This is a genomic window from Roseinatronobacter ekhonensis (genome assembly GCF_900499075.1).
GTDB lineage: Bacteria > Pseudomonadota > Alphaproteobacteria > Rhodobacterales > Rhodobacteraceae > Roseinatronobacter > Roseinatronobacter ekhonensis.
The window spans coordinates 27139-45479 of sequence record NZ_UIHC01000006.1 but is presented as its reverse complement, the minus strand read 5'-3'; the positions used below and the strand labels follow the sequence as shown (position 1 = coordinate 45479).

The 18341-nt window shown below is 62.2% G+C and carries 17 protein-coding genes and 1 tRNA gene; 12 read left to right on the top strand and 6 right to left on the bottom strand.

What is annotated here, in order from left to right; translation table 11 throughout:
* Positions 1-109 precede the first annotated feature (109 nt).
* A complete protein-coding gene (locus ROE7235_RS04400; RefSeq protein ID WP_121093464.1) occupies positions 110-451 on the top strand; it encodes an STAS domain-containing protein in 342 nt (113 codons plus the stop codon).
* A 73-nt stretch (positions 452-524) separates the two neighbouring features.
* Positions 525-983, top strand: coding sequence for an ATP-binding protein (locus ROE7235_RS04395; RefSeq protein WP_121093463.1), 459 nt, complete (start codon positions 525-527; stop codon positions 981-983).
* Between the two features lie 44 nt (positions 984-1027).
* Here ROE7235_RS04395 and hspQ read toward each other — a convergent pair whose 3' ends face one another.
* Positions 1028-1354, bottom strand: coding sequence for a heat shock protein HspQ (hspQ, locus tag ROE7235_RS04390; RefSeq protein ID WP_121093462.1), 327 nt, complete (start codon positions 1352-1354; stop codon positions 1028-1030).
* A gap of 266 nt (positions 1355-1620) precedes the next feature.
* On the opposite strand from hspQ, the gene ROE7235_RS04385 reads away from it, so the two are divergent.
* Positions 1621-2793 carry an acetyl-CoA C-acetyltransferase gene (locus ROE7235_RS04385; protein ID WP_121093461.1) on the top strand — a complete coding sequence of 391 codons (1173 nt, stop codon included), beginning with the start codon at positions 1621-1623 and terminating at the stop codon, positions 2791-2793.
* A gap of 91 nt (positions 2794-2884) precedes the next feature.
* Positions 2885-3607, top strand: a complete 723-nt coding sequence (phbB, locus tag ROE7235_RS04380; RefSeq protein ID WP_121093460.1) for an acetoacetyl-CoA reductase — start codon at positions 2885-2887, stop codon at positions 3605-3607.
* A 65-nt stretch (positions 3608-3672) separates the two neighbouring features.
* Here phbB and ROE7235_RS04375 read toward each other — a convergent pair whose 3' ends face one another.
* The 3 genes from ROE7235_RS04375 to pncA all read right to left on the bottom strand — a co-directional run bounded on the left by ROE7235_RS04375 (position 3673) and on the right by pncA (position 5857).
* The gene (locus tag ROE7235_RS04375) at positions 3673-3840 is read right to left on the bottom strand and encodes a YdcH family protein (RefSeq protein ID WP_121093459.1); all 168 of its coding nucleotides are present in this window, start codon (positions 3838-3840) and stop codon (positions 3673-3675) included.
* 125 nt (positions 3841-3965) lie between these two features.
* The gene (pncB, locus tag ROE7235_RS04370) at positions 3966-5255 is read right to left on the bottom strand and encodes a nicotinate phosphoribosyltransferase (protein WP_121093458.1); all 1290 of its coding nucleotides are present in this window, start codon (positions 5253-5255) and stop codon (positions 3966-3968) included.
* A gap of 5 nt (positions 5256-5260) precedes the next feature.
* Positions 5261-5857: a bifunctional nicotinamidase/pyrazinamidase gene (gene pncA / locus ROE7235_RS04365; RefSeq protein WP_121093457.1), complete on the bottom strand. Its 597-nt coding sequence runs from the start codon at positions 5855-5857 to the stop codon at positions 5261-5263.
* A 97-nt stretch (positions 5858-5954) separates the two neighbouring features.
* Between pncA and trhO the strand changes: the two genes are divergently transcribed.
* The 5 genes from trhO (at position 5955) to ROE7235_RS04340 (ending at position 11399) form a co-directional block, all read left to right on the top strand.
* The gene (trhO, locus tag ROE7235_RS04360) at positions 5955-6857 is read left to right on the top strand and encodes an oxygen-dependent tRNA uridine(34) hydroxylase TrhO (RefSeq protein WP_121093456.1); all 903 of its coding nucleotides are present in this window, start codon (positions 5955-5957) and stop codon (positions 6855-6857) included.
* Positions 6858-6980: 123 nt separating this feature from the next.
* Entirely contained in the window at positions 6981-8090 is a 1110-nt protein-coding gene (locus ROE7235_RS04355; protein WP_121093455.1) for a TRAP transporter substrate-binding protein, read from the top strand.
* Between the two features lie 81 nt (positions 8091-8171).
* Positions 8172-8732: a TRAP transporter small permease subunit gene (locus tag ROE7235_RS04350; protein ID WP_306418851.1), complete on the top strand. Its 561-nt coding sequence runs from the start codon at positions 8172-8174 to the stop codon at positions 8730-8732.
* 1 nt (position 8733) lies between these two features.
* A complete protein-coding gene (locus ROE7235_RS04345; protein WP_121093454.1) occupies positions 8734-10122 on the top strand; it encodes a TRAP transporter large permease in 1389 nt (462 codons plus the stop codon).
* A 62-nt stretch (positions 10123-10184) separates the two neighbouring features.
* Positions 10185-11399 (top strand): FAD-binding domain-containing protein, encoded by a 1215-nt coding sequence (locus ROE7235_RS04340; protein WP_121093453.1) that lies wholly within the window; start codon positions 10185-10187, stop codon positions 11397-11399.
* A gap of 14 nt (positions 11400-11413) precedes the next feature.
* Here the strand turns inward: ROE7235_RS04340 and ROE7235_RS04335 are convergent.
* Positions 11414-11489, bottom strand: a tRNA-Lys gene (locus ROE7235_RS04335).
* 129 nt (positions 11490-11618) lie between these two features.
* Between ROE7235_RS04335 and dapF the strand changes: the two genes are divergently transcribed.
* Together dapF and mtaB are read left to right on the top strand one after the other, a co-directional pair.
* On the top strand, positions 11619-12437 hold the full coding sequence (gene dapF, locus ROE7235_RS04330) for a diaminopimelate epimerase (RefSeq protein WP_183073320.1): 819 nt from the start codon (positions 11619-11621) through the stop codon (positions 12435-12437).
* Positions 12434-13687, top strand: a complete 1254-nt coding sequence (gene mtaB, locus ROE7235_RS04325; RefSeq protein ID WP_121093451.1) for a tRNA (N(6)-L-threonylcarbamoyladenosine(37)-C(2))-methylthiotransferase MtaB — start codon at positions 12434-12436, stop codon at positions 13685-13687. The genes dapF and mtaB overlap by 4 nt, the downstream gene beginning before the upstream one ends.
* A gap of 105 nt (positions 13688-13792) precedes the next feature.
* On the opposite strand, the gene mutS is transcribed toward mtaB, so the two are convergent.
* Positions 13793-16405, bottom strand: a complete 2613-nt coding sequence (gene mutS / locus ROE7235_RS04320) for a DNA mismatch repair protein MutS (protein WP_121093450.1) — start codon at positions 16403-16405, stop codon at positions 13793-13795.
* A 155-nt stretch (positions 16406-16560) separates the two neighbouring features.
* On the opposite strand from mutS, the gene ilvD reads away from it, so the two are divergent.
* The gene (ilvD, locus tag ROE7235_RS04315; RefSeq protein ID WP_121093449.1) at positions 16561-18297 is read left to right on the top strand and encodes a dihydroxy-acid dehydratase; all 1737 of its coding nucleotides are present in this window, start codon (positions 16561-16563) and stop codon (positions 18295-18297) included.
* The last annotated feature ends 44 nt before the right edge of the window (positions 18298-18341 follow it).

The window sequence follows — 18341 nt, the reverse complement described above, 5'->3', positions numbered from 1 at the left end:
CGTTGCAGTTTAGTTTGCCTAGCGCGCCCGACACGCTGCCGCAAGCTGGCAAGCTCTTGGTAACACTTTCACGCTAGAGTCGGGTCAAGCGGCCAAGAAAGGACATCTCATGCAAATGGCACTTGGCGAATCGGGCGGTGCGCTTGTGATCGAACTGCGCGAAACCCGGCTGGACGCTGCCGTAGCCATCCGGTTCAAGGATGCGATTCGCAGCGCAACCGTTCATCCCGGAAATCCGGTCATTCTGGACCTGAAAAGGGTCGAATTCATGGATAGCAGCGGTCTTGGCGCGATTGTGGGGGCAATGAAGCTGCTGGGCCCCGAGCGTCCGCTGGAAATAGCCGCGCTGTCGCCTGGTGTGCGCAAGGTATTTCGGCTGACCCGCATGGATACGGTCTTTCGCATCCATCCCGAATCGCCCCAAGCGCAAACCCTTCCTGCCGCCGAATAGCGCGGTGCCAAAGCCGCAAGGGGTTTGCTTCACTTCAGGCACGGGCCACCAAGCACAGGAGCGGACCGCAGAGATGACCTATCGCAACGCCGCCAGTCCAACGGTCTTTACCGCGTGTTGCCACAGCTCTCTGGACGATGTGCGCGCGCTGCTGCTTCAGGTGGATGGTTTCTTGCGCGCCGCGCAAACGCCAGCCGACTGGATCGAGGACATGAACATAATTCTGGCAGAGGTTCTATCGAACATAGCGCGCCACGGGTATTGCGACGATACAGGCAGAATAGATCTGGAAATACGGCTGGCCGATAACGAGTTGCGCTGCCGCGTCAGCGACACAGGGCGCCCGTTCGATCCGAATGCTGTCGGCCACGCGACGCCAGAGCCAGAACTTCTGCGAGAGGGCGGATATGGCTGGTTCCTGATCCGCAGCTTGGCGCGCGCGCTGACCTACCGCCGCGCCATGGGAACAAACAACTTGACCTTTTGGGTTCCGGTCGCGTGCAAGCACCCTTTGGCGGACTTGGTCGGCTGACATCTTTAAGCCTGACCACCGAGCGCGCCTTGCGCCCGAACCTGTCAATTCATCTCGATTTGCAGCGGGTACCGCCCGTTGTTGAACTCGCCGAAAAGCTCATACAGATCCGGGTGGTCGACAGGTTCCCCGGACTCGTCGGGCAACAGGTTCTGCTCTGACACATAGGCAACGTAAAAGCTGTCCTCATTCTCTGCCAGCAGATGATAGAACGGCTGATCCTTGCTGGGACGGCTGTCCTCGGGGATCGCGTGATACCAATCTTCGGTGTTGGCGAATTTCGGGTCGACATCAAAAATCACCCCGCGAAACGGGTGCTTTTTATGCCGGACCACCTGGCCAAGGTGATATTTCGCCCAAGTTTTTTCCATACGTGCCTCTTCGGGCAGACCTAACGCAAGATTAACACAAGAGTCCATGCCACGCGCCCGGTTTCGCAGAAACAGTTTGTGACCCGCACCGTGACAAAAGACGCGTGCAAATCCGTGTTTAACACCTGCGCGGGCAAGCTTGCGAAATATTATTACGCAAACAGGGCAGTTTGGCGCATTGCAAGACCGCTGACCCATGATACAACGCAGCGTGAACCGCTTGAATTAGTCCAAGCACGCGTATCGTCAATGACAGAGGAGCTCTCATGACCAATGTAGTTATCGTTTCCGCAGCCCGCACGGCTGTCGGGTCTTTTGGCGGCGCGTTCGCCAACACCCCCGCGCATGACCTTGGCGCCGCGATCCTTGACGCCGTGGTGGCGCGCGCAGGCATCGATAAGGCAGAGGTTTCGGAAACCATTCTTGGCCAAGTGCTGACCGCCGGACAGGGCCAGAACCCCGCGCGGCAAGCCCATATCAACGCGGGCCTGCCGATCGAGTCGGCGGCGTGGTCGATCAACCAAGTCTGCGGGTCGGGCCTGCGGGCAGTCGCACTCGGTGCACAGCACATCATGCTGGGCGATTCGGGTATCGTGCTGGCGGGCGGTCAGGAAAACATGACGCTCTCACCCCACTGCGCCCACATGCGCGCGGGCACCAAGATGGGCGACATGAAAATGATCGACACCATGATCAAGGACGGGTTGTGGGACGCATTCAACGGCTACCACATGGGACAGACTGCTGAAAACGTTGCCGAAAAATGGCAGATCAGCCGTGACGAGCAGGATAATTTCGCAGTGGCCAGCCAGAACAAGGCCGAGGTCGCCCAGAATGCTGGTAAGTTCAAAGACGAAATCGCGCCCTTCACCGTGAAGACGCGCAAGGGCGATATCGTTGTGGAAAACGACGAATACATCCGCCATGGCGCGACGATTGAATCCCTGCAAAAGCTGCGCCCGGCCTTCACCAAGGACGGGTCCGTCACCGCCGCCAACGCCTCTGGCCTGAACGATGGCGCGGCTGCCGTCATGCTGATGAGCGCGGAAGAAGCCGAAAAACGCGGCCTGACCCCGCTGGCCCGCATTGCCAGCTACGCCACTGCCGGTCTGGACCCGTCGATTATGGGCGTCGGCCCTATCCACGCCAGCCGCAAGGCGCTGGAAAAGGCCGGTTGGAAGCCCGAGGATCTGGACCTGATCGAGGCCAATGAGGCGTTCGCCGCGCAAGCCTGCGCCGTGAACAAGGATATGGGCTGGGATCCGGCGAAAGTGAACGTGAATGGCGGCGCAATCGCTATCGGCCACCCCATCGGCGCTTCTGGCTGCCGCATCCTGAACACCCTGCTGTTCGAAATGCAGCGCTCGGACGCGAAAAAGGGTCTGGCGACCCTGTGCATCGGCGGCGGCATGGGTGTGGCAATGTGCCTCGAACGCTAAAGCGAATTGGGGTGCGCAATAATCTTGCGCACCCGTCGCTTGTTCGTTACCAGATATTACTGACTCAAAAGAACCTTAGGAGGGGGACAGCATGGCTAGAGTGGCATTGGTCACAGGCGGATCGCGCGGGATTGGCGCAGCGATTTCCAAGGAATTGAAGGACAAAGGCTACACCGTTGCCGCAACCTATGCGGGCAATGACGAGGCCGCGGCGAAGTTCACCGCCGAAACTGGCATCAAGACCTACAAGTGGAACGCCGCGGATTATGACGCTTCCAAGGCGGGCATCGCGCAGGTCGAAGCCGACCTTGGCCCCATCGACATCGTAGTGGCGAATGCGGGCATTACCCGTGACGCGCCGTTCCACAAGATGACGCCGGAACAGTGGCGCGAAGTGATCGACACCAACCTGACCGGCGTGTTCAACACGGTTCACCCCATCTGGCCTGGCATGCGCGAGCGTAAATTCGGCCGTGTCGTGGTCATCAGTTCGATCAACGGGCAGAAGGGCCAGTTTGCACAGGTCAACTATGCCGCCACCAAAGCAGGCGATCTGGGCATTGTGAAGTCGCTAGCGCAAGAGGGCGCGCGCTTCAACATTACCGCGAACGCAGTCTGCCCCGGCTATATTGCGACAGAAATGGTCATGGCCGTGCCTGAAAAGGTGCGCGAATCGATCATTGCCGGCATCCCCGCGGGCCGCTTGGGCGAGCCCGAAGAAATCGCCCGTTGCGTGGCATTCCTTGTCGCGGATGATGCGGGCTTTATGAACGGATCCACCGTCAGCGCGAACGGCGCGCAATTCTTCGTCTGACCCTGTCACGATCCCAATAAAAACGGCCCGCGATTCGCGGGCCGTTAGTGTTCAAGTGTGGCCCATCACGCGTGCGACAGGCGCTCGATCTCTTCTTTCAAACGAAGCTTTTGTTTCTTCAATTCCGCAATTTCCCGATCACTGCTTCCGGGACTGCGTTGGATACTGTCAACCTTGTCAGAGAGGTGCGCGTGTTTTTCGCGCAGTGCGGCAAGATGCGAGGTTAATGACATTCAGGTGTCCTCCTACTCTGATTGCGACAGTTTTATTGCAACACAGCTCCGGGCACCTGTCACCAAAAATCGGTGTGACCGCCCGGCGCGTGCGCTGAAATGTGCCGTCATACTTGCCAGAGTGTTTAGACCTGCACCGCCTCTGCCTTTTGTTTGCCCACGCCGAAGACATGCTTGTAGCGCGCAATTTCGCTCTGCGGGCCCATGGCTTTGTTCGGGTTGTCCGACAATTTGACGGTGGCCCGCCCGTCGGCGCTGATGGCCTTGCACACCAAACTGAACGGCGCCAACCCGTCGCCTTCGGCCAAACCCCTGAAATCGTTTGTCAACAATGTGCCCCAACCAAAGCTGACCTTGACCCGGCCTGCAAACTTGCGGTGCAGCGCTTCAATGCGGTCCACGTCCAGCCCGTCAGAGAAGATGACAAGTTTCTGGCGCGGGTCCTGACCATGCGCCTGCCACCAGCGGATTGCGGCTTCGGCGCCGTCCTCTGGCGCACCCGAATCGACACGGATGCCGGTCCATTCGGCCAGCCATTCAGGGGCGCGATCCAGAAAGCCCTGGGTGCCATAGGTGTCGGGCAGAATAATGCGCAGGTTGCCCGAATGCTCGGCCTGCCAATCGGCCAGAACCCGGTATGGCGCTTCCGCCAGTTCTGCGTCGTTCTGGGCAAGCGCAGCATACACCATGGGCAATTCATGCGCGTTGGTGCCAATGGCCTCGACCTCTCGGCGCATGGCGATCAGGCAGTTCGAGGTGCCGATGAAGCGCGGCCCCAACCCTTCCATCATGGCCTGCACGCACCAATCCTGCCACAAAAAGCTGTGACGACGGCGGGTGCCGAAATCTGCAATGCGCAACCCGTCCAACTCTTGCAGGCGTTCGATCTTTTCCCAGACCCTTGTCATGGCGCGGGCGTAAAGCACTTGCAATTCGAACCGTTTCATCCGGCCCAGTACCGCCCGCGAGCGCAGTTCCATCAGCACCGCCAAGGCGGGGATTTCCCACAGCATCGCCTCTGGCCAAGTGCCCTCGAATGTCAGCTCATACTGGTCGCCCACACGTTCCAGATGATAGGGCGGCAGGCGGAAATTCTCGAACCATTCCATGAAATCGGGGCGGAACATCTGGCGTTTGCCGTAAAACGTATTGCCGCGCAGAAAAGTGGATTCCCCGCGCGACAGCGACAGGGTGCGGATATGGTCGAGTTGTTCCCGCAACTCGCCCTCGTCGATCAGCTTGGCCAGCGGCACGTCCTTGGCGCGATTGATAAGGCTGAAGGTCACGCGCGTGTCGGGGCGGTTGGTAAACACCGACTGGCACATCAGCAGTTTGTAAAAATCGGTGTCGATCAGGGACCGCACAATCGGGTCCAGCTTCCAGCGGTGGTTATAGACGCGGGTTGCGATATCCATGGCGGTCAGACCAGCTCAACGCCAGCGGCGCTCATGTCGTCCAGAGCGCGCGCCATGGACCCGTCAAGGTCGATGCCACGGCACAGGCCGGTCAGAACCCGCACCTTGAAGCCCAGCTTGGCGGCGTCAATCGCGGACCATGCCACGCAGAAATCAGTGGCAAGCCCGACGAATTCCAGCTCTGTCAGGTTGCGCGTGCGCAGATACCCTTCCAGCCCCGTGGGGGTGCTCTGGTCATTCTCGAAAAACGCGGAATAGCTGTCGATCTCGCGGCGGAACCCTTTGCGGATGATCAGGTCGGCGCGGTCGGTGGTCAGGGCAGCATGAAACGCGGCGCCCTGCGACCCTTGCACACAATGATCCGGCCACAGCACTTGCGGGCCGTAGGGCATGTCGATCATGCTCATCGGCGCGCGCCCCGCGTGCTGGCTCGCGAAAGAGCTGTGGTCGGCGGGGTGCCAGTCTTGGGTCAGGATGACCGCTTCGGCCTCTGCCATGCGGGCATTCACGTCCGGCACGATCTGGTCGCCTTCGGCCACGGCCAGCGCGCCACCGGGGCAGAAATCGTTTTGCAGGTCGATCACGATCAGGGCATGGGGCATGGTGGCACTCCTTTTGCGATAGGGCTAAGGGGCGCGCGCGGGCGCGTCAATGCCCCGCTATCTTGCGCGGGCGCGCCGCGCGCAGTAAAGGGCGGGCATGTTTACCGTCGCCGCGCTTTACCATTTTACACGTTTCGATGACCCTGCCGCGCTGAAAGCGCCGCTGGCCGCCTTGTGCTGTGCCAAGGGGGTTAAGGGGTCACTTCTGCTGGCGCAAGAGGGGATCAACGGCACCATCGCGGGGCCACGCGAAGGGATCGACTCGTTGCTGGCGCATATCCGCGCGCTGCCAGGTTGCGCGGGGCTGGAGTGGAAGGAAAGCCACGCGCCCGACATGCCCTTTGGCCGTATGAAAGTGCGCCTGAAGCGCGAGATCGTGACAATGGGCCAGCCCGATGTGGACCCGCGCGCGGGCACCGGTCATTATGTTGAAGCGCAGGATTGGAACGATCTGATCAGCGCGCCCGACGTGGCCGTGATCGACACCCGCAACGATTACGAGGTCGCTATCGGGACGTTTGAAGGCGCGATTGATCCGGGCACCAAGGCGTTTGGCGAATTTCCGCAATGGTGGAAAGAAAACCGCCACCGTTTTCACAACAAACGGATTGCCATGTTCTGCACAGGCGGCATCCGGTGCGAAAAATCGACCAATTACTTGCTTGGTCAGGGCGTGACCGATGTCTACCACCTGAAAGGCGGCATCCTGAAATACCTTGAAGAGGTGCCACCCGCGCAAAGCCTTTGGCACGGGGCCTGCTTTGTGTTCGACCAGCGTGTTTCGGTCGAACACGGGCTGAAGCCCGGTCCGCATATCATGTGCCACGCTTGCCGCCGCCCGCTGTGGCCCGAGGACCGGTCGCGCCCAGAATATGAGGAAGGCGTGCAGTGCCACCATTGCGTGGACGAGTTCAGTCCCGAACGCCGCGCGGGGTTCCGCGAACGGCAAAACCAGATCCGGTTGGCAGCGGCGCGCGGCACGGCTCATCTGGGCGGCTAGATGCATCCGGACAGTGTTGGCGATGACATTGGTAAGATTTTTTGTTCACTCCACCATCGCGTTATGCTCTAACACTGCGCACGGGCAGTGGAGTGTCCGATAAAAAAACTCGGGAGGAGAAAAATGGATCGTCGTTCCTTTTTGAAGACATCGGCGCTGGGCGGCTCTGCCGCGGCGGCATCGACCCTTGCCGCACCTGCCGTCGCGCAGGGTAACATCACATGGCGCATGGTCACGACATGGCCACGCAACTTTCCCGGCTTGGGCACAGGCGCCCAGCGCGTGGCTGACCGCATCACCGCCGCCTCTGACGGCTCGCTGACGGTCGAAGTGTTCGCCGCTGGCGAAATGGTGCCCGCGCTGCAATCGCTGGATGCTGTCATCGACGGCTCTGCCGAGATGAGCCACGGCGCGGCCTATTACTGGCAGAACAAGTCCGTTGGCCTGTCGTTCTTCACGGGCGTGCCCTTCGGTATGACCAGCCGCGAACTGGCAGCTTGGGTGCGCTATCTTGGCGGTCAGGAGATCTGGGACGAGGTGTATGACCAGTTCGGCGTTCAGGGCTTCTTGTCGGGCGACACCGGCACGCAGGCAGGCGGTTGGTTCAACGAAGAGCTGACAGGCTTGGATGACATTCAGGGCCTGCGCTTCCGCACCCCCGGCCTTGGCGGTCAGGTCTGGCAGAAGATGGGCGCATCGGTCACGAACCTTGCCGGTGGCGAGATTTTCCAAGCGTTGCAGTCGGGTGCGCTGGATGCCGCCGAATTCGTCGGGCCCTATAATGATCGCGCGCTTGGCTTCCACCAGTTGCGCAAGCACTATTACACCAGTTCGTTCAACGAACCGGGTCTTGCGACAGAGGTTGTCGTGGACAAGGCCAAGTATCAGGCCCTGCCCGCGAACCTGCAGGCCATTGTGCGTGATGTGTGCCAGGCTGAATATGACCAGGTGCCAAGCGAATTCTATGCCAATGATCCGATCGCGCTGAACGACCTGATCGAGAACCAGGGCGTAATCGTGCACAAGGATTGGCCCGAAGACATCTGGCAGGCCGGTGCCGAAAAGGCCAAGGAACTGCTTGGTGAAATTCTGGAAGGCGGCGACGCGCTGACACAGAAAGTCGCCCGCAGCTATGTCGAGAACCTGAACATGCTGCGCACCCGGACGGAGCGGACCGATCTGACCTACGCCATCGCGCGCGAAAAGTATTTCGACATTTCGGACCTTGGCTAAGGCCATCCGCGAAAACCAAACCGAAGGCCCCGGACCCGATCCGGGGCCTTTTGGGCAGGCAGCCAAATGAACACGAGGGCCATGATGACAGCACTCGCCGCAGTGATGAATGCGATCAACACGCTCAACCGCATCGTTGGCAACACCTTCATGTGGTTGTCGGTCGGCATTGTGCTGGTGTGTTTCTGGGTTGTCGTGGAACGCTACCTGTTCTCGACCACGCGGTTGTGGATGCAGGACCTGTATCCGTGGATGAACGGGGTCATGTTCACCGCCGTCGCGGGATATGGGCTGTATCGCAACGACCATGTGCGCGTGGACATCTTTTTCCGCCCCGCCAGCACCCTGCGCAAGGCGTGGATGGACCTGACCGGCGTCTGCGTGTTCCTGATGCCCTTCGCCTATGTGGTGTGGGTCTATTCTTTCACCTTCGTGAACCGCTCTATAGGGCTGCTGGAAGGATCGGCCAACCCCGGCGGCATGCCCGGCCTGTTCGTGCTGAAGAGTTTCATCCTCGTTTTTGCCGCGCTGATCGCGCTGCAAGGGCTGGCTATGGCGATCCGGTCAATCCTAATCATCGCAGACCGCGAAGACCTTGTCCCGCCCGATTATCGCTACCAATACGAGACGGAGAGCGCCTGACATGGATCCGGTTCTGATTGGCGAGATCCTTGCGGGGACAATGTTCCTTGGCGTGATCGGCTTCTTGTTGTTGGGCTTTCCAGTGGCGTTCACGCTGGCGGGCACCTCCATCCTGTTCGCTTTCGCGGGCCTGTATTTCGGCGTGTTCGACATGTCGAACCTGCGCTCTCTGGCTGGGCGCTACACCGGCTACATGCTGAACGAAGTGCTGGTCGCGGTGCCCTTGTTCATCTTCATGGGGGTGATGCTGGAGCGCAGCAATATCGCAGAGCAGTTGTTGTCCACCATGGGCCGCCTGTTCGGCAATATGCGCGGCGGCTTGGGCATTTCAGTCATCCTTGTCGGCGCGCTTCTGGCCGCCAGCACCGGCGTGGTGGGCGCAACCGTGGTCACGATGGGCCTGATTTCCCTGCCCGCCATGATGCGGGCGGGCTATGACCCGAAACTCGCTTGCGGGTCGATCTGCGCCAGCGGCACACTGGGCCAGATTATCCCGCCCTCAACCGTGCTGATCTTCATGGGCGATATGATCGCGGGCATGCACAGCCAGGTGCAAATGAGCATGGGCAATTTCGCACCCACCACGGTTTCGGTGGGCGACCTTTTCGCGGGCGCGTTCATTCCCGGCCTGCTGATGGTCGCGCTTTATATTGGCTACATCCTGTTCAAGGCCGTGGTCGACCCCGAAAGCTGCCCTGCAACCCCCATCCCGCCGGAAGAAAAGGCCGGCCTGGGCCGCGAAATCGTGACCGCGCTGATCCCGCCGCTGCTGCTGATCTTCGCGGTGCTGGGGTCCATCCTTGGTGGCATTGCCACCCCGACAGAGGCCGCGTCAGTCGGCGCGGTTGGCGCGACACTTCTTGCAGGTCTGCGCGGGCGGTTGAAAGCCCAGATCTTTGTCGATGTCGCGCGGCGCACGGCGGTCATCACCTCTATGATCTTTATCATCCTGTTCGGCGCGTCGGTCTTTGCCATCGTGTTCCGGCAGATGGGCGGCGACGATCTTGTTCATGAATTCCTGACCGCCATGCCCGGCGGGGCCATTGGTGCAATGATCACCGTCATGATCCTGATGTTCGTGCTTGGCTTTATCTTGGACACGTTTGAAATCATCTTCATCGTGCTGCCGATTACCGCGCCGACGTTGCTGATGCTGGGCATAGACCCGGTCTGGCTGGGCGTCATGATCGGGGTGAACCTGCAAACCAGCTTCCTGACCCCGCCCTTCGGCTTCGCGCTGTTCTACCTGCGCGGTGTCGCGCCCAATTCTGTCAGCACCGGGATGATCTATAAAGGCGCAATCCCGTTCGTGCTGTTGCAGATCACGGCCATCGTGCTGTTGTTCATGTTCCCGCAACTCGTGCTTTGGCTGCCGGGGTTGCTGTTCTAGCTGGGCGGCTTTGACTTTGGCTAGGGGCGCGCCATTTGCCGCCCTTAGCCAAAGAGGACACCATGACGCAACTTGCCCCGACTCGTGATGCCGCCCTTGCCCGCATCACGGATTTCACGCCGGAAATGGGCGCGCGCTACGCCAAGCGCCGCAATACCGATTATGGGCCGGGGCGGCATGGCGCAGTGTCGCGCTTGTCACCCTATCTGCGCCGCAGGCTGGTGGCAGAGGACGAGGTGATCGCGGCTGCCCTTGCCGCGCATGGCCCCGAAGGCGCGGAGAAGTTCATTCAGGAAGTTGTCTGGCGCAGCTACTTCAAAGGCTGGCTGGAACAGCGCCCAACAACGTGGGACAGCTACCGCGACGGGCTGGAGCGCGACTTCGACATCCTTGGCAAGGACCGCAAACTGCGCGCGCAGGTGCAGGCCGCAACCAATGGGCGCACGGGGTTTGACTGCTTTGACGCTTGGGCTTTGGAGCTTGTGGAAACCGGCTACCTGCACAACCACGCCCGGATGTGGTTCGCGTCGATCTGGATCTTCACCTTCGGTCTGCCATGGCGCGTGGGCGCGGATTTCTTCCTGCGCTACCTGCTGGATGGTGATCCCGCGTCGAACACGCTGGGCTGGCGCTGGGTCGCGGGGCTGCACACGCGCGGCAAGACCTATGCCGCGCAAGCGTGGAATATCGCCAAATTCACCGATGGTCGCTTTGCCCCGCGCGACGCCGATCTGGCCGCCGACGCCCCCGCGCTGGTGAATGAAGAGCCCGACGGCCTGCCCCCGCGCCTTGGCCTGCGCACACCACGCGCCCCCGATCCTGACGCGCCAACGGCACTGCTACTGACCGAAGAGGATTGCGATCCCGCCTTTGCAGGCAAGGGGCTGAACATTGTCGCCAGCGCGACGCTGAAAGCCAGCCATCTGCGGTCGCCGCAGGACGTGGCGGATCATGTCAGCGCATTCGAGCATGCGGCCTTGCGCGATACCGCGACGCGCCTTGGCCAAGAGGTGACGCAGCTGCGTGCGGGCGTGCCGGGTGATTTGGCGAAATGGGCCGCCCGCGCCGGGGCACGGCAGATCGTGACCGCCTATGTCCCGCGCGGGCCGTTGCGTGACTGGCTTGACAGCGCAGAACCCGCGCTGACGACCCAAGGGATTACCCTGACCGAAGTGCAGCGCGATTGGGACAAACTGGTCTGGCCACATGCAACGGCAGGGTTTTTCAAGGTGAAAACCAAGATCCCGCACATTCTGCAAGACGCAGGGCTGACATAACACTCTGGAAAACATGGTGAGCCGGCAGGGGTTCGAACCCTGGACCTACTGATTAAAAGTCAGTTGCTCTACCGGCTGAGCTACCGGCTCACTCTGAAGCCGCTACTTAGAAAAGCCGTGCCACAGGGTCAAGGACAAAAGCCACGCGGACACAATGTTTTCCAGGCGTGCTTGCGCGCGGGACTGGTCAGGCCGCGCGCCCACCGTTATATGGCGCGCATGGATGACACGCCCTTGACCTTTCACAAGATGCACGGCGCAGGCAATGATTTCGTCGTGATCGACTCGCGTCACCGCGCGAGTGGGGTCATGACGGCTGCGCTGGCGCAGGCGATTGGTGATCGTCACCGTGGTGTCGGGTTTGACCAACTGGCGGAATTGCGCAGCGATGATGCGGCTGATCTGGCCTTGGATTTTTGGAACGCCGACGGCTCGCAAGCGGGGGCATGTGGCAATGCCACCCGCTGCGTGGCGGCGATGGTCATGGCACAATGCAAAGCCACCAGCCTGTCCATCCGCACCGCGCGGGGGCTGCTGCGGGCCGAGGACCGGGACGGGCAAATCTGGGTCAATATGGGCGCGCCGGTGCTGGATTGGCAGGGCATTCCGCTGGCGCGCGATTGCGACACGTTGCACCTGCCGCTGTCGGGCGATCCGACTGCAGTGGGAATGGGCAACCCGCATTGCGTGTTCTTCGTACCCGATGCAGAGGCCGCGCCCGTGGCCAGCCAAGGCCCGCTTGTGGAACACGACCCGCTGTTCCCCGAAGCGACCAATGTCGAATTCGCGGCCCTGAGCGCCCCCAACCACCTGCGCCTGCGGGTGTGGGAACGGGGCACGGGGATCACGCTGGCTTGCGGCTCTGGTGCCTGCGCTACCGCCGTTGCCGCGCATTTGCGCGGGCTGACCGGGCGGCAAGTCACCATCACCGCCGATGGCGGCACGCTGATGGTAGATTGGCGCGACGACGGCGTCTGGCTGAGCGGGCCGGTCGCACATGTATTCACGGCCACTTTAGCCGCAGGTTTCGGCGCATGACTGCCCCGCGCTTTACCACGCTTGGCTGTCGCCTGAACGCTTACGAAACCGAAGCGATGAAAGCACTGGCCGAAAATGCGGGCGTGCGCGACGCGCTGGTCGTCAACACCTGCGCGGTCACAGCCGAAGCGGTGCGCAAAGCCCGTCAGGATATCCGCCGCCTGCGCCGCGACAACCCCGATGCGCCGATTATCGTGACCGGCTGCGCGGCGCAGACCGAACCAGACACCTTCGCCGCCATGCCCGAAGTGACCCGCGTGATCGGCAATTCGGAAAAGATGAAACCCGCTACGTGGGCCAGCCTGACCCCCGATCTGATCGGCCAGACCGAACGTGTGATGGTCGATGACATCATGTCGGTGCGCGAGACCGCCAGCCACCTGATTGACGGCTTCGGCACGCGTGCGCGCGCTTATGTTCAGGTGCAAAACGGCTGCGACCATCGCTGTACCTTTTGCATAATTCCCTACGGGCGCGGCAATTCGCGGTCTGTGCCTGCGGGTGTGGTGGTCGAGCAGATCAAACGGCTGGTGGATGAGGGGTATCTGGAGGTCGTTCTGACCGGCGTGGACCTGACAAGCTGGGGCGCGGACCTGCCAGCCCAGCCTCGGCTTGGCGATCTGGTGCGCCGCATTCTACGGTTGGTGCCCGATCTGGCGCGACTGCGGATCTCGTCGATCGACTCAATCGAGGCCGATCCCGCTCTGATGGAGGCCATCGCATCCGAGTCGCGCCTCATGCCGCATCTGCACCTGTCCTTGCAGGCGGGTGACGATATGATCCTGAAACGCATGAAACGCCGCCACCTACGTGACGACGCGATTGCATTCTGCCAAGAAGCGCGGCGTCTGCGCCCCGATATGGCTTTTGGCGCCGATATAATTGCAGGCTTTCCGACAGAGACAGATGCGATGTTCGAGAATTCGCTCAAGCTGGTCGAAGACTGCGGCCTGACATGGCTGCATGTCTTTCCGTTCAGCCCGCGCCAGGGCACACCTGCCGCGCGTATGCCGCAATTGAACGGTGCTTTGGTGCGCGCGCGCGCGGCGCAATTGCGCGCTGCCGGTGATGCTGCAGTCGCGCAGCATCTGGCCGCGCAGGTCGAACAGGTGCACCCGGTGCTGATGGAAAGCACGCGGATGGGCCGCACACCGCAATTTGCCGAAGTGGTGTTCGGGACGGATCAACCCGTCGGGCAGATCGTGCAGGCACGAATTGCTGGGTATGACGGCGGACAACTGAGCGCATAGAGCAGACGCCAAAATAAGGTGAACCGCGCCCCGGGCTTGACCCGGGGCCTTGCGGTTGGCTGACCCAGAGGCCCCGGGTCAAGCCCGGGGCGCGTGGTCCAAGGCTTAGCCGTCGGACGCCATTCCCTTCAACCGATACACCACATCCAGCGCCTCTCGCGGGGACAGCGTATCGGGATTGACCTCTGCCAAAGCGTCCAAAACGGGCAAAGGTTTGGCGGGCGCGGGTGCCGGGGCCTGCACGGCGGAAAACAACGGCAGATCGTCGATCAACGCCTTGGGCGAAGCCCCTCGCGCGCCATCTTCCAGCGCCGCCAGAACCTCGCGCGCCCGCGCGATCACCGGCGCAGGCAGCCCCGCCAGTTTCGCCACTTGCACGCCGTAGCTGCGATCCGCAGCGCCGCGCCGCACCTCATGCAGGAAGACGACATCGCCTTCCCATTCCTTGACAGCGACGGTGGCGTTTTGCACACCGTCCAGCCGGTCCGACAGCGCCGTCATCTCGTGGTAATGCGTGGCAAACAGGGCCCGGGTGCGGTTCACATCGTGCAAATGTTCCAGCGTGGCCCAGGCAATCGACAACCCGTCATAGGTCGCCGTCCCGCGCCCGATTTCGTCCAATATCACCAAGGCGCGGTCATCGGCTTGATGCAGGATCGCCGCTGTTTCGACCATCTCGACCATAAAGGTCGAGCGCCCGCGCGCCAGATCGTCGCTGGCACCCACGCGGCTGAAGACCTGACTGACCATGCCGATCTGCGCCGCACGTGCAGGCACCCAAGCGCCCATCTGCGCCAGAATGGTAATGAGCGCGTTTTGGCGCAGGAAGGTCGATTTACCGGCCATGTTGGGACCGGTCAGCAGCCAGATGGCAGCACCTTGATCCGCCGACAGGTCGCAATCATTGGCAATGAAGGGGCTGCCCGCGCGGGCCAAGGCCGCCTCGACCACCGGGTGACGCCCCCCGTCGACGGCGAAGGCGCGGCTGTCATCGAGTTTGGGCGCGCACCAGTCGCCCGCGCGGGCAAGGTCCGCCAAGGCGCTCGCAAGGTCGATTTCTGCCAAAGCGCGCGCGGCTTGGGCGAGCGGTGCCGCGGCATCCAGCACCTGTGCGCGCAAACGCTCGAACAGCCGTTTTTCAATCTCTAAGGCGCGGCCGCCCGCATTCAGGATGCGGGTCTCTATCTCTGACAGCTCGACAGTCGCGAAGCGCACTTGGTTGGCGGTGGTCTGGCGGTGGATGAAGCGGTCGGACAACGGCGCGGCCAACATCTTTTGTGCATGCGTGCTGGTCACTTCGATGAAATAGCCCAAGACGTTGTTGTGCTTTATTTTCAGCGCCTGAATGCCAGTCTCGCGCGCATAGTCGGCCTGCATCGCGGCAATCACGCTGCGCCCTTCGTCGCGCAAGCGGCGGGCGTCGTCCAGATCGGGATCATGGCCGGGGGCGATAAAGCCGCCATCACGCGCCAGAAGCGGCGGCTCGGCGACAAGCGCCGCGTCGAGTGCATCCAGCAGCGCGTCATGACCCAGCAGCGCCGCGCGGGCATCGGCCAGAAGATCGGGCAGATCGGGGACATTCAGCAAGCCTGCTAACGCCCCCGCTTGCACCAAAGCCTGCCGCACCGCGCCCAAATCGCGGGGGCCGCCCCGGTCCAGCGCCAGCCGCGACAGGGCGCGATCCAGATCGGGCACGGCTTTCAGCGCTTGGCGCAGGTCGGCACAGAGCCGCGACTGACCGTGCAGGAAGGTAACGCACGCCTGCCTTGCCTGCGCCACATCCAGCTTGCGGGCGGGCGCGGACAAGCGCCGTTCTAGAAGGCGCGCACCGGCGGCGGTTACGGTCCGGTCAATCGCCGCCAGAAGCGAGCCGTCGCGCCCGCCAGACAAAGCCTGTGTCAGTTCCAGATTGCGGCGGGTGGCGGCGTCTATCTGGACGGCCGCATCCGCGCTTTCCACCGTCGGGGGTTGCAACAGCGGCAGCTTGCCACGCTGCGTCAGGTCCAGATAATCGACCAGCGCACCCAAAGCCGCGCGTTCGGGGCGGGCAAACTGGCCGAACCCGTCCAGCGTTTGCACGGCATACAGATCGCACAACCGCCGTTCGGCGGCCTGACTGTCGAAACTGGCGGGCGCAAGCGCGGTCAGGGCGGCACCCATATCCTCGATCAAGGGGCGCAAGCCCTCGCTCATCGGGTCCGCCACCAGCACCTCGCGCGGGGCAAGGCGCGCCAGTTCCGGCCCAAGCCGCGCGCGGGTGCAAGGCATGACCCGGACTTGCCCGGTCGAAATATCGGCCCAAGCCAGCGCGCCCGCATCGCGAATCTCTGCATAAGCGGCAAGGAAGTTGTGCCGCCGCGCATCCAGCAGGCTGTCTTCGGTCAGCGTGCCGGGGGTGACAAGGCGAACGACCTCGCGCCGCACAACGGATTTATAGCCGCGCTTCTTGGCCTCTTCCGGGCTTTCCATCTGCTCGGCAATCGCCACGCGAAAACCCTTGCGAATCAGCGTCAGCAGATACCCCTCGGACGCGTGATGCGGCACGCCACACATGGCGATATCCTCGCCCTGATGCTTGCCGCGCTTGGTCAGCGCGATGTCCAGCGCCGCCGCCGCCGCAACAGCATCATCGAAGAACAACTCGTAGAAATCGCCCATGCGGTAGAACAACAGCGCATCGGGGTGCTGGGATTTTACCTCCAGATACTGGGCCATCATGGGGGTGACGGTGTCACTCAAACCTGCGCTCCTGCCAAGGGAATGTCGCAAACCCTAGTGCAGCCCGCGCCCATGCGAAAGAGGGCGCGCGACCGGTTTTCCTTGCCGCGTTTCGGGGGCATGGCTAGGTTGATGCAAACCAAGCAGAGGATGCCATGACAGACACGCCACGCTTCGACAAATCCCGCCTGCCATCGCGGCATGTGACCGAAGGCCCATCGCGCGCGCCGCACCGGTCGTATTTCTACGCCATGGGGCTGACGGAACAGGAAATTCACCAACCATGGGTGGGCGTGGCCACCTGCTGGAACGAAGCGGCGCCGTGCAATATCTCACTCGACCGACAGGCCAAGGTCGTCAAGAAGGGCGTGGCCAAAGGCGGCGGAACCGCGCGCGAGTTCACCACAATCACCGTGACCGACGGGATCGCGATGGGGCATGAGGGGATGAAATCCTCGCTGGCCTCTCGCGAGGCGATTACGGACACGGTGGAATTGACGATGCGCGGGCATTGCTACGACGCGCTGGTCGGGTTGGCAGGGTGCGACAAATCGCTGCCCGGTATGATGATGGCCATGGTGCGGCTGAATGTGCCATCGGTGTTCATCTATGGCGGGTCCATCCTGCCGGGCCGTCTGGATGGCAAGGACGTGACGGTCCAGGACGTGTTCGAGGCCGTGGGAAAGCACCAGGCAGGCAATTATTCCGACGCCGAGCTGGCCATTCTGGAACGCGTGGCATGCCCCAGCGCCGGGGCCTGCGGTGGGCAGTTCACTGCCAATACAATGGCCTGTGTGTCCGAGGCGATCGGGCTTGCGTTGCTGAACAGTTCCGGCGCGCCTGCACCCTACGAGTCGCGCGACCATTATTGCGAGGAATCGGGCCTTGCCGTGATGGACCTCTTGGCCCGCAACCTGCGCCCGCGCGACATTGTCACACGCAAATCACTCGAAAACGCGGCGCGGGTCGTGGCCTGCACCGGCGGGTCCACAAATGCGGGGCTTCACCTGCCCGCCATCGCCCACGAGGCGGGGATTGATTTCGACCTGATGGATGTGTGCGAGATTTTCCGCGACACGCCCTATTTCGTGAACCTGAAACCGGGCGGGCAATATGTGGCCAAGGATCTATACGAGGTCGGTGGCCTGCCCGTGGTTATGAAAGAACTGAGCAAGGCTGGGTTGATCCACGAGGATTGCCTGACCGTGACCGGGCGCAGCATCGGTGAGGAACTGGACCGCATTTCTCTGGAAGCGGATGGGCGGGTGATTCACCCCATCGCGACCCCGATCAGCAAGACCGGCGGCGTGGTCGGGTTGCAAGGCAACCTGGCCCCCGACGGGGCGATCGTGAAGGTCGCGGGCATGGCAGAGGAAGAGCAGGTCTTTACCGGTCCCGCCCGCGTGTTCGAATGCGAGGAAGACGCCTTTGCCGCCGTAAAAGCGCGCGGGTATGAACCCGGCGACGTGATCGTTATTCGCAACGAGGGCCCCGCAGGTGGCCCCGGCATGCGCGAAATGCTGGCGACCACGGCGGCGTTGTCTGGCCAAGGCATGGGCAAAAAGGTCGCGCTGATTACCGACGGCCGTTTTTCGGGCGCAACGCGCGGGTTTTGCGTGGGTCATGTCGGGCCAGAGGCCGCACATGGCGGACCGATCGCCTTGCTGCAAGATGGCGACATGATCACATTGAACGCGCTGACGGGCGAGTTGTCTGTCGCCTTGTCCGATGCCGAATTGTCAGAGCGTCGCAAGGCTTGGGCAGGCCCGCGCCCGACCATCCATTCCAGCGGCGCGCTTTACAAATACGCCCGGCTTGTCGGGTCAACCCGCTTGGGCGCAGTGACGCATCCGGGCGCGAAAGGCGAAGGGCACACTTACGCCGATATTTGACGCAGAAATCCGCGCCCCGGTTCGGGGCGCGGATCGGTCAACAC

Bases quoted from the DNA above. Each gene is read 5' to 3' on its own strand.
- dapF (WP_183073320.1), top strand. From the start codon at position 11,619: ATGGATGACACGCCCTTGACCTTTCACAAGATGCACGGCGCAGGCAAT.
- ROE7235_RS04375 (WP_121093459.1), bottom strand. From the start codon at position 3,840: ATGTCATTAACCTCGCATCTTGCCGCACTGCGCGAAAAACACGCGCAC.
- hspQ (WP_121093462.1), bottom strand. From the start codon at position 1,354: ATGGAAAAAACTTGGGCGAAATATCACCTTGGCCAGGTGGTCCGGCAT.
- ROE7235_RS04385 (WP_121093461.1), top strand. From the start codon at position 1,621: ATGACCAATGTAGTTATCGTTTCCGCAGCCCGCACGGCTGTCGGGTCT.
- ilvD (WP_121093449.1), top strand. From the start codon at position 16,561: ATGACAGACACGCCACGCTTCGACAAATCCCGCCTGCCATCGCGGCAT.
- ROE7235_RS04340 (WP_121093453.1), top strand. From the start codon at position 10,185: ATGACGCAACTTGCCCCGACTCGTGATGCCGCCCTTGCCCGCATCACG.
- mutS (WP_121093450.1), bottom strand. From the start codon at position 16,405: ATGATGGCCCAGTATCTGGAGGTAAAATCCCAGCACCCCGATGCGCTG.
- phbB (WP_121093460.1), top strand. From the start codon at position 2,885: ATGGCTAGAGTGGCATTGGTCACAGGCGGATCGCGCGGGATTGGCGCA.
- ROE7235_RS04400 (WP_121093464.1), top strand. From the start codon at position 110: ATGCAAATGGCACTTGGCGAATCGGGCGGTGCGCTTGTGATCGAACTG.
- ROE7235_RS04345 (WP_121093454.1), top strand. From the start codon at position 8,734: ATGGATCCGGTTCTGATTGGCGAGATCCTTGCGGGGACAATGTTCCTT.
- ROE7235_RS04395 (WP_121093463.1), top strand. From the start codon at position 525: ATGACCTATCGCAACGCCGCCAGTCCAACGGTCTTTACCGCGTGTTGC.
- pncB (WP_121093458.1), bottom strand. From the start codon at position 5,255: ATGGATATCGCAACCCGCGTCTATAACCACCGCTGGAAGCTGGACCCG.
- pncA (WP_121093457.1), bottom strand. From the start codon at position 5,857: ATGCCCCATGCCCTGATCGTGATCGACCTGCAAAACGATTTCTGCCCC.
- trhO (WP_121093456.1), top strand. From the start codon at position 5,955: ATGTTTACCGTCGCCGCGCTTTACCATTTTACACGTTTCGATGACCCT.
- mtaB (WP_121093451.1), top strand. From the start codon at position 12,434: ATGACTGCCCCGCGCTTTACCACGCTTGGCTGTCGCCTGAACGCTTAC.
- ROE7235_RS04350 (WP_306418851.1), top strand. From the start codon at position 8,172: ATGATGACAGCACTCGCCGCAGTGATGAATGCGATCAACACGCTCAAC.
- ROE7235_RS04355 (WP_121093455.1), top strand. From the start codon at position 6,981: ATGGATCGTCGTTCCTTTTTGAAGACATCGGCGCTGGGCGGCTCTGCC.